Origin of the sequence: Paenibacillus sp. FSL K6-4396 (genome assembly GCF_038002525.1) — a bacterium.
Lineage (GTDB): Bacteria > Bacillota > Bacilli > Paenibacillales > Paenibacillaceae > Paenibacillus > Paenibacillus amylolyticus_B.
This window is the reverse complement of sequence record NZ_JBBOCR010000001.1, coordinates 4749368-4763321: the sequence shown is the minus strand read 5'-3', so window position 1 is coordinate 4763321 and position 13954 is coordinate 4749368. Positions and strand designations below refer to the sequence as shown.

Sequence of the window (13954 nt, the reverse complement as noted above, 5' to 3'; positions counted from 1 at the left end):
TGTACAGGTCTGCCAGCCTACGGAAATAACGGGTTGGACAAGCGTTGTAAGGTTGATAGAAGAAGGGGTATGACCATGGTGTGACCATGGGCTCATGCCTCTTTTTGTTATGTTCGGTGTCGTTTTTTCACTGCGTCATCGGTCCGATAGACTTCATTTTTTCTATATCCTATAATGACACTCGGGATGTCCAACCGTGAGGATTCAGGAGGAAGATGTGGGATCTGGATTCAGAAAAGTGGAGGTTAATGGAATGATGAAGAATAATATTGGAATGGATCAACCGAATGAAATCAATGAAAAGAATATGATAAGTGAATTAGATAGCGTAAGTGAGATGACAGAGATGAAGGGGGGAAGCCATATGAACAGTAATGAACGGACTACAGTTGATAGCACGAATGAGGGGCTGAATCCATTAACGTTTGCTGACAACATGGAACCTATCACTGTCAGTCGGAAAGTCACTCATGGGAAGGGTAACATGGCTGGCAAAAGAGCAGGGCGGGTCAGTATGCTTCTCGGTGCCTGCGCATTGACTCTGGGCTTGACCGTGGCAGCTCCTTCTGCGGGAGCACAGAAGTTGGAACAGGGCGTTCGTAGCGAGCATGTGCTGCAATTGCAGGAGCAATTAAGCGATCTGGGCTACTTCGATGCTGGAATGACTGGATATTACGGTACCATCACCAAAGGTGCTGTCCGCAAGTTCCAGCAGGCGCAGGGACTGAGTGCAGACGGCGTTGCAGGTCCAGCAACGCTGAATAGGCTGAACAAAAAGGCCAAAGCCGAAGGCGAGACGTTACGCCAGTTGGCGAAGCTGATCCATGGTGAAGCGCGCGGAGAATCTTTTGAAGGGCAAGTCGCTGTAGGAGCGGTTGTGTTGAATCGGGTACATTCGAGTGAATTCCCGTCGTCTATTTCGAAGGTTATTTTCCAGAAAGGGCAATTCACGGCTATAGATGATGGGCAGTTTAATACCAAGCCAACCCAGACTTCTTACAGGGCTGCTCGTAAGGCATTGAATGGCGCTGATCCGACAAACGGAGCGCTCTATTATTACAATCCGAAGATCGCCACTTCGGTGTGGAGTAAGAGCAGGCCAACGCTGCTGACTATTGGGCAGCATGATTTTACGAGATGAGTTAAGTTGAGATAGGTAGTGTAACATTTGAAATGGTAATGGTGAACCTCGGCTGTACGCTGCTGAATGCAGACGTGTACCGGGGTTTGTTTTATATTTTGGTTGTGTAGGCGAGGAGTGGCTACTCATCCTTTAACCGCCGTTGATACAAAATAACAGACACAATCGTTAATACAACCGTCCATATCAAAATAATGAGGAGAGGTTTTAAGAGGTCTCCAATTGTAAAGCCTGTATGGGGTATATTTAGCAAAGTCACAAGTTGAATGCTTGGTGTATAATCCAGCATTTTAAAAATCGGGAAATCTCCAAACAAGATTGTTGCAACAGGAGGAGCAGAAAATACCATTGCTGCAGGAATGATTGCTAATGAAGCTTCAAGGACCGTTTTAGAGAATAAACCACATATCGTTCCTACTGCTGTGTATAGAATTATTGAAAGAATGATTGCAATTGCAAATGCCCATATACTAGGTGGCTCATAGCCTAATATATACGTAGCAATAGCCAGAACAATAGCAGACATGAAAAAGACTAAGGTGCTTTTACCAACTAATACATCCATCGTTGTGGCTGGAGTCATCATTAATGATCGTAAGGTGTTACGTTCCTTTTCTTCCGCGATCAAACATGCTTGTGCGAAAGAGGTTAAGAGCACAAACGAAATATTTAGAAGAAAACCTATTGCCCCAGGGAAAGAAGGGCCTGCAGTGCGAAAAAGAAATGCGAATAGAATCGGAACAAGCAACATGATGGAAATGCCATAATTGCGTGAAAACTCTTTGTAGTCCTTTACAAATATTGCTCGCGCACGTTTTAACGAGATACTCATAACAGTTCACCTCCTGTCACTTTAATAAAGATATCGCCTAAACTTGTCTCTTTCGATTCCAATCGCTCGATTAAGCCTCGCTTCATCCAATCGGCAATTTGCTCAGCCGTTCCTTCATTCATCGGGAGCTCGTAGGTTTCCCCGTTTACCAATTCTACACAAACGACGTTTTCCCGATGCTGTTTTCTAAGCGCCTTAGGCGAGCCAATAGCTTGGATTTCACCTTGATACAAAATCGCTACACGGTCACATAACAATTCTGCTTCTGACATATCGTGTGTCGTTAGAAAAATTGTTGTCCCTTTCTCATTTAAGTAGCGTAGCCCTTTATAAATATGTGTGGAGTTTACCGGATCCAAAGCTGAAGTAGGTTCATCTAAAAATAATAATTCCGGCTCATGGATAATTGCGCATGCCAGCATAACACGCTGACGCATCCCTTTCGATAAGTGGATGACTTTCTTTTTGCGTTCTTCGCTTAAGTTTACAAACTGCAATACTGTATCGATCGAAGTTTTAGGAAGGTCATATAATTGGCGATACAACTCCAGATTTTCATCTATCGATAATCTTTCATATAGACCACTGTTATCTGACAAAATACCAAAGCGCATCTTCTGTGCAGACTGATGCATCATCTCCACTGGCTGGTTAAGTACAGTTGCCTGTCCACTTGTCGGATTTAATTGCGCAGTTAAAATCTTAATTAAAGTTGTTTTTCCAGAACCACTTGGACCTAGAAAACCTAAAATTTCACCTTTTGGAATTGAAAAAGATACTTCTGATAATGCATTCTTATTTTCAAATCTCTTTCGAATACGTTCTACTCGGATAACATCCATGCATATCACTTCCTTGGAGTTGATGACTTAAGCATATAAAGATTACATGCCTCCAACCATCGAAATCCGCCGAAATGTAGCTGTCAACGGCTGAACGGTACCATTAGTTGCTGGATTGAATCGATATTTCCCTGGAAATCAAATGTTAAGATGTGTTTTTAATTCTTGTAATTTTGAACGAGATAACGGAACAATTGCATCTTGTCCTGTATTTAATCGCAAGCTGTAGCTATTTTTCGTCCATGTAATAATCTCTCTTACCTTCTGTAGATTAACAATATAGGATCGATGACATCTAAAAAATCCGAAGTTAAACAATTTCTGCTCGAGCTCGGTCAGCGTCAGCGCACAGATAAAACTTTCTCCACCTACATGGACAAGAACTGAACCATCCATACTTTCTATGTAATCAATTTCAGGCGGATTAAATAAAATCACTTTGTCATTTTTTTTCGTATAAATCTTCTGCAGGGTTATATTGGCTCGATCTTGTTCCTGCACTGTTTGCTTGTCCTCTTCTGAATCACGAATATCCAACAGATGAAATCCGGATTCATTCAGACGATAAATTGAATCACAGGAAATCATAGCATCCTCTAAATTAGAAGTTACAATTAAAATCTGTATTTGTTTCGAAAGATCATCTAAAATCCGTTTAAACTGGCGACGATCTTGTTCTTCCAAATAAAAATAGGGCTCCTCCAGTACCAGTGTAGGCTGATGTGCAAAATAAACGCGCAGCAACGTCACATACATTCTTTTTGATGGGCGTAGATTCTTGATTTTTACCTTCCGTTCTTCTTTCAAAGCGAAATAATCCAATAACATAGTGGCACGATCATTCCGCTCTGTTATGTTGATTAAAAATGTGATTAATTCTTCCACCGTTAATTGTGTATACTCGTTTTGTTGAGCTCGAAGTATGTAATATTGGGAACGATCCTGCAGTTGATTCATTAAAATCTGTTTTCGCTTCAAGTCTGTTATAATGCCAATCGATTGGTTACATGCCATATTTAATTCGATTTTGGGTAAAAATAGTTCCCCATCATGATACACTGGTTGAAATTGCATCTTGTCCTCCTGGTCATCACTGCTTTTGGATAATATGTAACAATTATAATGTTGAAGTAATTTTTTGTCAGCTTCAATTGAGATAATTTAGATCCTCGATCAGGCATATGAATAATGAGCCTCCAGAAATCGGTTGGACGTAGCAGCATTGCATACGAAAAGCGATTGGATACCATGGATATATAAACAAAAAACCACTCCAAATGAATGAACTGCACTCCAATTGTTAGACACAACTACCAATTGGAGGTGCAGTTCAATGAATTAGGGTGGTTTTTTAGAGTGATAGTTTTGTCATAATGTGCGATGGAGCTGTGTTTACACTACTCTTGAACAGCAAAAGGAATTTTCAACAAAGTGGGCTCTACAATGGTTTTTCCAGTATCGTAGTCATAGACTTTGTTGAATACAAGTTCAATGGATTCCAACTTATCAGGGTCATCGGTATATACCAAACCGTAATTCGTATTATCAATAACTACGCCATCATACTGATTATAGACATATGATTTTCTCATGAAATTGCGATCTGCGGAGATCGGCTTTCCCGTGTTTGGATGAACGGAGTTTAAGCCGTAAAAACCGATATTCTGATCCGTAGTATTTTCAACAGTATAGAGAATATTAATATAAGTGATCTTGGAACCGATATCTTCTCGATTTAGAATGGAAATGTTTTTCTGTGAATCCTCAGGAATGTCACTAGCCTCTAATAATTGGGCATGAACAATATGAATGGTTAGTGGGCCACGTTCAAAACGTGTATTCAGAGGCACAGACTTTAGTAATTTCAGATTCCCGCCATAATCAAATATTCCTGTATCGCCAGGTTTGGATAGGATCGGTGACACAACACTTTCAAATAGCCTGTTCTGAAGACTGCTGGCGGCCTGCTCGAATTGATCTAGTTCTGGCTCCCATCCATTATAATTGCGTTCGGACCGGAAAGGCTCTAAACCGGTTTCCATGACTTGTCCAGGAGAAGCATCCATAGGCTGTATTTGATTGATTTCTAGTTGTGTAGAAGTGGCATGATTTGAGCTACCTGAGCTACCCAGAAGTGCGATAGCGAGCAGTAATTGAACAATAAACATAGGATGAGACACCCTTTCTCTCTAAAATAAAATTAAATAAGATCATCAACCCACCTAGTTGTTATCTGAAAATAATATGGCCTGATATGATATTGGTGGAATAGATTTACGGTCAAAGTAATAATAATCATAGCAAAATGGCGCATTGAGATAATGAGAATAACGACCTAAATTCAGGTAATAGAGGATTGACGAGTGGATATAGTGATTTAGATATAAGGACCCATGCGACAAAGTGGGGATTTCTGTTCGGTAAGGACCAGGGTCGGTTATGAGTGGATACATAGAACCATTTTAGAAGAATAACAATGAAATTTATCGGAGGAACAGATCGAACAGATTCTACAGGCTGGATCGGTTGTGTTAGAATATAGGAATTATGGAAGTTGGAGGGTTGAAGTGGGAATACATAAAGAGTTAAGTCAAATTAGAGCTGAAAACCAATCAACTACAAAACAAAATGTCCTTTCAATTGTAAGTGCGATAACGATCGGAGTGATTTTAGGTTTAGCGGCAAAGCTTGTGGATGCTCAGGGGATTAACCCCATATTTGACGATATTGGTGGGCGTCTAGGTATTTGGATTTTTGTTGCCACACTCATATCGGTTATTAGTTATTCTCCTAAACTAGCAGCAGTTAAGGTATTCTTCTTTTTTGTGTCGCTGCTAACTGTTTATTATCTATACACCGTGTTTTTTCTACATTTCGTTCCAATGAAAGAAATTATTTTTTGGGGGATGTGTGCAGTAGTATCTCCGATGTGTGCTTATGTGATGTGGTATGCACGAGGCAATGGAACTGTACCTAATCTAGTGTTATCCCTTCCAATCACAGCTCTACTGTCCGAAGGGTATCAATTGCGCGATGCTTACTTGCCCGAGCATACTCATTACTATTTGATCCCAATACTTATGGGAATATATCTAATCATGGTCATTATTTTATTATTTATTGTTCCTACGAAAAGACTTAAATTTTTGATTATACTACCAATATCTATAATAATGTCTTTCATCATCATATATTTTGATGTTCTAGGGCGGTTATTCGGTGGCTTGAACGGAGTGTTATAGATCACTTTGGCAGATTGTCATACAAATGCGACAGTCTTTTTTACAATAGTATATTTGCTTGTTTCAAAGTCTGGTTCGTCCTGTGTTGCCATAACAGGATTAATATTTGAAAAGATGAGAGCTACTGCAAAAATGGTGACCATAATCTTCTTGAAATTCAAAATAATTCTTCATTTTCTCTAGATGTAATTTATTATGATCTCTTATTTTGCTAATTTAGTATTTGCTATAGCTTGACTATAAAGGAGGATTTATTATGAAGAGAGTATCGTTTTTTTTGCTTTTTCTTCTTCTATTGACAGCATCCGCTTGTTCAAACAAAGTCACTTCATATACAGGAGAGAGTGAGAATTGGAGTGTCTCATGTACCGTTCAAAGTAATAGCTCTGTAGCAAGTTATGAATATGAAATTAGGTACTTAGGAGATAATCCTTCATTAATTAAAAAAGTTAAAACCAAATTTATGAGCAAAAATATTCATTCTACAGGAGAAGTTCCTTTTAATACTGTAATCAGAGGAAAAGCTGAAGGGATGTCCCCATTTTTGGATGAGGATGAATTTATAGTTCAGATGGATTGGGAAGGAAAATCGGAAAAGATAGTGGTTACCAAATGATGGTGATAATAAGCGGAAATATTAATAGAATTACAAACTACAGGCTAAAGTGAGGTGAATAAAATGAAATTTCTAAAGGGAGTATTGATTGTAATTGCACTAATAGTTGTAGCTTCAGTCACATGGTATGGCTCCTATAAGAATGATATGAAGGATCTTGAAGATGGTTTAAGAACGTATTTAATCGTTGAAAAGGGTATGGATGAACATGATATCATTAGCATCACTGCTCGTCGCAGTAAAATGCCACAGTATCCTGTAGTCGTCAAATTAAAGGACAATCCACAGGAAGTTGTATACACCTACAGAGAAACGAAATGGGTACAACTATGGCCTGATCCATAATTCTTCAATTGTATGTCCGATATTATTCGGTTTTATGGAATATTACGTCTTTTGGATGGGTTAGGCCTTATCTGTTGGATATGCAAGGATAAGTTGCAAGGTCCGGTTTTTAGCTCGCTTTATCAATTTTGGGGTAGCAAACTCTCAGATCATCTTTAATCTGAAAGCAACTGCATCCGGGGCCAAGATGGAAAGAGGGTAAATGGTACGTTGTTAAATAGAAGGAGGGTCATATTTGAGAAAAGGATTATTTATAGGTTTATTATTGATTACAGTAATCATTCTGGTGTTTTTTATGATGAAAGATCCGGTTCCCGTAGAAACTAGCAGGCATCTAAAATCTGTTGAACTAAAAGGTAATGTGTGCTTAGTTACCGTCAATAACCCTCAAAAGTCTACAGAGAGTACTCAAACAGAACAGTTCGAAAGTCAGTCATGCACAAATTTAAAAGAAGGAGATGCAATAAGCTACCAATCTCTAAATCAAGGTAAGTATCTACACATCGTTTCAATTAATAAAGAACTAACAAGAGATCCTCTGTCAGGCTCAATAACTAAGAAGTTTGAGGAGGGTGGAAATATGTATATCTCCGTTGAATTACCTGGTGTAGGGGAAGAAATCTTCTTAATAGATAAATCGGACATTACTTTTTACTTGGATACTTGGGGACTTCCTATTCATTTAATTTAAGTCTATTGTTCAACCAATACATATCTGAAGACTCACCAGTTGCTTTTACTACATGGGGGAATATGTCGAGGGACAAAATGTGGTCATTTAAAATTCGCTAATTTAAATTTAAAGATAAGTAAGATGTTCAAATATGATAATAAAATGTATCAATAAAGAAGGTAGTACTCTTGCAGTTCAGGTTTTTGATATATGAATAAAGTTAGGAGGATCATATATGGACAAAACGAATATTATGGCTGAATTTATCATTACAGGAGATCATTTCGAACCGAAGTTAATCACAGAACAGATTGGAATTGAACCATCTGGAACCTATATAAAAGGAGAAAAGATTGATGATAGAGATTTGTATCGAAAGGAAACCTGTTGGTTTTTGGAGACGGACTATCAGGAATCTTTTGATATCAATCAGCAATTGAATCACATACTCAATCTTTTGGAGCCACATATAGAAAAGTTGAAAACCTTGAGAATGAAGAATAATTTGAATTTTCGGTTTAGCTTCTCGATTAGGATTATGCATAATGAGACCCCTGCGATTACTATTGAGAAAAAGGCAATTGGTATAGCCTATGATTTGAACGCAGAGTTTGATTTTGATTTGTATATTCTGTAGCAATGGAAACAAGTCATTCTGAAAATACATACAGAGGACAAGGGAAATGATTAAATGAATATTGGAGATATTGAGAAATTAGCGGATAGGTTACCTACAGAAGTTTTACCGTCTTTGTTCAGGAATGCTTTAAAAGATTTTGAAAATAAGATTCTTGATAAAAAAGTTTTTTTGTTAATCCTATCCGAATTAACAGATCGACAAATCATGACTTATGAGCTTTTAGAGGATAAAACTAGAAATGAGATAGATGTCTTAATGAGGAAGTTATGGAATACTAATTACTACGAAGATGTAGATATCATACTCTCTATTGTTGTTAACCTTGGTTTGAAGAATTGTTTTATTAAAATTAAAGAGTCTATAAGTAAAGAAGATAATATAGATTTGATAATTTTAAACGAGATTAAAGAGACGATTATGGAGGTTGGAGATCATATTTCAAATCCATATTATGACTTAGAAAGGTTTAAATCATCTAAAAGTGAGTTTTAGCTCATAAGATGGTAACCTGTGATATAAATTTATAGTTTTAATTCTGGTTCGTATCATTACTCATTCGAAGATGTCATTAAACATTTTGATGGCTCTTTTTTTGTGACAGTAGGGCAGTTTATTTAGAATATGTGTACACCTACAGAGAAGAGCAATGGATACAACTCCTGATCCATAATACCCAGATGAATTGATGATCACTTTCTTGATAGGAATAACTGGGTACTGGACGCCCATTCATCCACCTTTCTTTTCTCTACTTTACCTAATAGTAGTTCAAGCGCGGAATATCCTTGAAACCTAATACGAATTTACAAAGTATATATAAAGAAGGATATAATTAGTTACCATTTATAAATTTGTACTCGGTTACATCCATAGAGGGGAGGACGGATATGCCATTTATTGGGGGAATCATTTTAATTTTTATCCTAGCATTTATTCTATGGTCATTAATGTTCCCGCTATTCAATAAAATAGGTAGTAGAATTTTGAAGAAATACAATAAATTCAAACAAGAGGAGAATGGTGATGAAAAATTCAAAGACGTTTAGGGTAGGGGCAATTGCGGTTGCATTAGTTATTATTGTGGGCGTGCTAATGGTGACCTTCTTTTTAACACGAATTCCTAATGGATATGTTGGGGTCGTTTATTCACCAAATGGAGGCGTAAAAGATAGCACACTGAGTCAAGGGTGGAAACTCGTTGGAGCGTTTGATAAAGTGACGAAATATCCGATCCGAATTCAAACGGTTGAATACAGAGATATTCAGATTGCTACTTCTGACGGGAAAAACATCACAATCGATTTTGCCTACAACTACCAAGTAGAACCAAGTAAAGTATCTTCTATATTCAATACATTTGGGCCAATTAGCATTCAAGAAATTGAGGATACATATCTCAAAACACGTTTCCGTGACGCAGCTCGTAAAGGTATCTCCAAGTTTACAGTCATTGATGTGTATGGTGAAAAGTCATCCGAAGCAGGAGTAGACGTGCAACAACGTTTTTCTGATGACGTTAAAGAACTAGGCTTTATTGTATCCAACGTTACTGTAGGTGTTCCTCAACCTGATGCCAAGACGCAGGAAGCAATCGATAAGCGTGTTGAAGCTTCTCAAGAACTGGAACGTAAAACGACTGAACTGGAGATCGCCAAGAAAGAAGCAGATCGTAAGCGCGTGGAAGCGCAGGGTAATGCAGACAAACTATTGATAGAAGCAGAAGGTCAAGCTAAAGCAAATAAAGAACTTCAACAATCATTATCGAGTCAACTCGTTGAATATGAAACTATCAAGAAATGGGATGGAGCACTTCCATATGTAAGTGGGTCAAATACGCCAATGATTCAATTGCCAACTACAAAAACAGAGCAAAATAGCGGCGCGGGGAGCGTATCTCCCTAATAGCAGTTTGAAATGCACGCCTTGCTTTCTCACCAATTGAATGTGTTGAATTCTAATGAACAAGCCGGTCCAAACGTGGGCTGACTTGTTCATTTTGAGTCTTTTCAAAGGTACTATGAGGGATTTAGTTAAGCCATGGCATTGGATTCACCTGTCCAATCCTGTACAATGGATAACGACAAAACAACGGTAGATTAAGGATGGATTAGCACGATGAGAATTATCATATCACCAGCTAAAAAGATGAAGATTGATACCGATCTTATGGCTATCGCGCAGATGCCGCAGTTTATAAACGAGTCAGAACAGCTATTGAGTCTGCTTCAAGAGTTGTCCTATGACGAACTCAAAGCGATGTGGAAGTGTAACGATGCAATCGCCGAACAGAACGTGGAACGGATTCAGAATATGAATATAAAAGCAAATCTTACGCCAGCCATCTATGCCTATGAGGGCATTCAGTATCAATATATGGCTCCGGGTGTTTTTCAAAATGAGGAACTGGCGTATCTTCAGCAGCATTTACGCATATTATCCGGTTTTTATGGCATGTTACGGCCTTTGGATGGGGTTACCCCTTATCGGTTGGAGATGCAGGGCAAGTTGCAAGGTCCAGGCTTCAAATCGCTCTATCAATTCTGGGGTAGCAAACTCGCAGATCAGCTTCAATCAGAAAGCAACTACATCCTAAATCTGGCTTCCAAAGAGTATAGCAAAAATATTTTACCTTTTCTGAGTGAGGAAACCCGGTTCATTACTTGTGTATTCGGACAAATGGTCAATGGGAAGCTTGTTGAAAAGGCAACCTGGGCCAAGATGGCCAGAGGTGAAATGGTACGTTATATGGCAGAGCACAAGATTACAGATGTGAAGGACGTAAGAAACTTTGATCGGTTGAACTTCGCTTTTTCAGAAGAACGATCCGACGAGAGTACGTATGTATTCATACAAGCAGAGGGCAAGTAGCCTGCTATGCAACGGTGGGTTCCTATACAAAGTCGGCCCTTTAATATCACAATGAGAAAAGACGCAGGGGATGTATATCCCTGCGCCTGATCAAGAATCAAATCCATGTTCAAAGCTGATGAGCTTTTGGGCTTATTTCCCGTATTCCTCATGATAGAACCAGGATAGCCAATTCCTCCAATATTCATATTACATCCTTCCTGTTAACGAACATTAATCCAAGCGGTCCACTGTGTTGGAATATTAATGGAATAGACCGTTCCTACAAATTGTCCCCCTGTAGTAGGCGCTTCATAAACCCAAGAATAGGCCCAAGCGTCTACGACACGATCACCGTCCAGATCAATAGCTTCAGACCAGTTGTTAGTCATTGTATTGCCGGCGAGTGTGCCGTAGTGACTGCTGTCATAACCGATCTGGAAAGTAATACACTGAATCCAAGCCCCACCATGATCATTGGTCGTGGAGAGCGGGTTGTTATTGAAGCCGTAAATTTCTTGGCCGCCATTCGGAGATACGACACCATATACATTAATGTGAGATACTTTCGGAGCAGGCGCAAACAGAACTGGACCACCCGCATTATCTGCCTTCTGCGATTCAAATTCAGCCTTAGCCGCTTTCACAGCTTCACGGAATTCTTTGGAATTAATAATTTCTTCCTTTGTCATAGGTTTGGCTTGAGTCACATCACCGTCTGCATAGGCAGCTACATTAAATGAAAGCATTAGAACAAGAATAAGAGCTAAACTAATCAATTTTCTCATAGCAATAAATTCCACCTTTCTTGTTATGGGTATTCTTTTACAAGAACATGCGGTTACGACAAATAGACCTGCTTGCAACTTAAAGCCTCTTGCCCTCCTCTCTTTTAAAGATGATTCTTCTCCTTTTTTCTTTACTAAAAAAGAAATTAAGGAGGTAGAACTCTACAGGCTAGAAAACTCTATGAAGTAGGAATGTATATGTAAAATGAATGCCTGCCAATGATTATGTGTTGCAGACAAAATGTAAAACTCATTTATACGCATTGATATCTTAGTTATGTTAGGCTCTGATACCCATCTTGTTAATATAAGATTCCAAAATAAATATTTAAATTGTAATATATTCCATTTATACAAACATATAGTACCCCTATCAACGGCACAAGTCAAGTTCATTCTTTAATTCTATTATTTGTTAAAGTTTTCTGCTTGTCGTAGTAAAATGCCACAGTATCCTGTAGTCGTAAAAGGAAAACCCTCTGGAACATGTATACACCTACATAGAGATCGTATGGGGCTGAGGGACGGATATAAATCATTCTGAGCGGATTCATGCAGTGAAATCAGGAGGTTAGCCGGATGTAATTGCCATTAAAATTCTGCTAACATAGTCCTATCATATCTTAGATGAGCGGTGAAAACGGATGAGTACAATTAAGGTGACTCCTGAGCAACTACATCATGTATCCAATCAGGTGGATCAGGCCAGACAACAGTTGGAGCATATTCGCAGTGAACTGACGAGACAGATCATGTTCGTTCAGATGATGTGGATGGGGGCGACGCAGGAGCGATTCTACTATGAGTTTGAACAGTCGCGCCCTATATTGGATAAAGCACTGGAGAGTATGGTGGGCATCTCCAAGGAACTCAAGGAGATCGCTACGCGATTTGAGAATGTCGATGCTGAAAAGGTGAGTCTTGGAAGTGCTGTTGGCGCTGTGGGTGCGGGAGTAATGATGAAGACCTTGGGTAATGATGCGAGTACGGAGGATAAAGGCTACCGGATGGCGCAAGTCAATGTGTATGGGAAGCTGATGTGGATGCCTGTGAACGAGAATGGTGTTACGGATCAGGCAGCCCTTCAGGCATATAAGAAGGATCAGGGGCATTTGGATATCAATCGGATGCAAGCTACGGATGCTGAAGCGCCAGGAGAAGATATTTATGCGATGCAGATCAAAGCCTTTGAAAATGGAATTCATCCCTTCACAGGCGAGCCTGTATCCGATAAATATGCTCAAATCATGTTGACTTCTCTGAAGTTCAGCCAGCTATTTATGGCATTTCAGATGGTTCGCGGGAGTATGCCGGGTGGCAAAGGGCCGTTTCGTTTGCCTTCTTCTCATCCAGCTGTGGCGAAGATTAAAAAGAATCTGGAAGCGAGGAAAGCGAATGAGCAGAAGAAGGGTTCTGAGGTTACGGGGCAAGTATCTAAGAGTGTAATAAGTGAACATGTAAGTGATGCAGAGAAATTGCAAAGACCATATGATCATTTAGTAAACGTTGATGGATTTAAGAGAGGTAGTAGACCTGGAGTATCAGGTGGTCATAATATGGACAAATTTAATGAGACCTTACAAGAAGACGCAAATAAGTATGGGCTGAGTGTTAAAAAGGATTATTTTATAGGGGAACCCAATAAGCACAACATTGAGGGAATCTACGAGGTGGAATATCAAATTCCGTCCTTGAAGCGAAGTGAATCAGATAAAAGTATCTTTGAACCGATAACGGACACAAATGGAAATGTGGTTGGGAAGAGAGTGAATGATCCCAAAACAGTATACGATCCCAATATAATTTCTAATGAAAAAATGTATAATTGGGGAAAAGCAGCATTAGAGCCACAGATACAGGCTGGAAACGTGAAAAACGGGATAGTTAAAGGAGAACTAAATGGGCTGAAATTTGTGGGGTTCGTAGATGAAAAAGGGAACATAAAGAACTTTTATCCTGCTTTTTAATTAATATCGGAGGAGAGATAT

Annotated in this window: 15 protein-coding genes; 10 read left to right on the top strand and 5 right to left on the bottom strand. The window is 39.1% G+C overall.

All coding sequences use genetic code 11. The features are described from left to right. The first annotated feature begins 253 nt into the window (after positions 1-253). A complete protein-coding gene (locus MHB85_RS20960) occupies positions 254-1141 on the top strand; it encodes a cell wall hydrolase (RefSeq protein WP_235431594.1) in 888 nt (295 codons plus the stop codon). A 121-nt stretch (positions 1142-1262) separates the two neighbouring features. Here the strand turns inward: MHB85_RS20960 and MHB85_RS20955 are convergent, their stop codons facing one another. The 4 genes from MHB85_RS20955 to MHB85_RS20940 form a co-directional block, all read right to left on the bottom strand. Beyond that, positions 1263-1973: an ABC transporter permease gene (locus MHB85_RS20955; protein WP_192134085.1), complete on the bottom strand. Its 711-nt coding sequence runs from the start codon at positions 1971-1973 to the stop codon at positions 1263-1265. After that, on the bottom strand, positions 1970-2815 hold the full coding sequence (locus MHB85_RS20950; RefSeq protein ID WP_341073627.1) for an ABC transporter ATP-binding protein: 846 nt from the start codon (positions 2813-2815) through the stop codon (positions 1970-1972). The genes MHB85_RS20955 and MHB85_RS20950 overlap by 4 nt, the downstream gene beginning before the upstream one ends. 138 nt (positions 2816-2953) lie before the next feature. Next, positions 2954-3889: a LytTR family transcriptional regulator DNA-binding domain-containing protein gene (locus tag MHB85_RS20945; protein ID WP_192134081.1), complete on the bottom strand. Its 936-nt coding sequence runs from the start codon at positions 3887-3889 to the stop codon at positions 2954-2956. Positions 3890-4212: 323 nt separating this feature from the next. Continuing rightward, a complete protein-coding gene (locus MHB85_RS20940; protein ID WP_076328009.1) occupies positions 4213-4983 on the bottom strand; it encodes a hypothetical protein in 771 nt (256 codons plus the stop codon). 399 nt (positions 4984-5382) lie between these two features. Between MHB85_RS20940 and MHB85_RS20935 the strand changes: the two genes are divergently transcribed. The 8 genes from MHB85_RS20935 (at position 5383) to yaaA (ending at position 11199) form a co-directional block, all read left to right on the top strand. Beyond that, on the top strand, positions 5383-6057 hold the full coding sequence (locus MHB85_RS20935) for a hypothetical protein (protein WP_192134079.1): 675 nt from the start codon (positions 5383-5385) through the stop codon (positions 6055-6057). 256 nt (positions 6058-6313) lie between these two features. After that, entirely contained in the window at positions 6314-6673 is a 360-nt protein-coding gene (locus tag MHB85_RS20930; RefSeq protein WP_127545522.1) for a hypothetical protein, read from the top strand. 63 nt (positions 6674-6736) lie between these two features. Further along, positions 6737-7018 carry a DUF3139 domain-containing protein gene (locus MHB85_RS20925; RefSeq protein WP_192134077.1) on the top strand — a complete coding sequence of 94 codons (282 nt, stop codon included), beginning with the start codon at positions 6737-6739 and terminating at the stop codon, positions 7016-7018. Positions 7019-7253: 235 nt separating this feature from the next. Next, complete coding sequence (locus MHB85_RS20920; protein WP_192134075.1) at positions 7254-7709, top strand: hypothetical protein; 456 nt, start codon at positions 7254-7256, stop codon at positions 7707-7709. Positions 7710-7926: 217 nt separating this feature from the next. Further along, positions 7927-8328, top strand: coding sequence for a DUF4279 domain-containing protein (locus tag MHB85_RS20915; protein ID WP_244661021.1), 402 nt, complete (start codon positions 7927-7929; stop codon positions 8326-8328). A gap of 54 nt (positions 8329-8382) precedes the next feature. Further along, complete coding sequence (locus MHB85_RS20910) at positions 8383-8823, top strand: hypothetical protein (protein WP_192134073.1); 441 nt, start codon at positions 8383-8385, stop codon at positions 8821-8823. A 531-nt stretch (positions 8824-9354) separates the two neighbouring features. Continuing rightward, positions 9355-10233: a prohibitin family protein gene (locus MHB85_RS20905; RefSeq protein WP_081746030.1), complete on the top strand. Its 879-nt coding sequence runs from the start codon at positions 9355-9357 to the stop codon at positions 10231-10233. Between the two features lie 213 nt (positions 10234-10446). Beyond that, the gene (gene yaaA, locus MHB85_RS20900) at positions 10447-11199 is read left to right on the top strand and encodes a peroxide stress protein YaaA (RefSeq protein ID WP_192134072.1); all 753 of its coding nucleotides are present in this window, start codon (positions 10447-10449) and stop codon (positions 11197-11199) included. Positions 11200-11402: 203 nt separating this feature from the next. On the opposite strand, the gene MHB85_RS20895 is transcribed toward yaaA, so the two are convergent. Next, positions 11403-11966, bottom strand: a complete 564-nt coding sequence (locus MHB85_RS20895; RefSeq protein ID WP_036614488.1) for a DUF4879 domain-containing protein — start codon at positions 11964-11966, stop codon at positions 11403-11405. Positions 11967-12610: 644 nt separating this feature from the next. Here MHB85_RS20895 and MHB85_RS20890 point away from each other — a divergent pair. Continuing rightward, positions 12611-13933 carry a WXG100 family type VII secretion target gene (locus MHB85_RS20890; protein ID WP_192134070.1) on the top strand — a complete coding sequence of 441 codons (1323 nt, stop codon included), beginning with the start codon at positions 12611-12613 and terminating at the stop codon, positions 13931-13933. Positions 13934-13954: the final 21 nt, after the last annotated feature.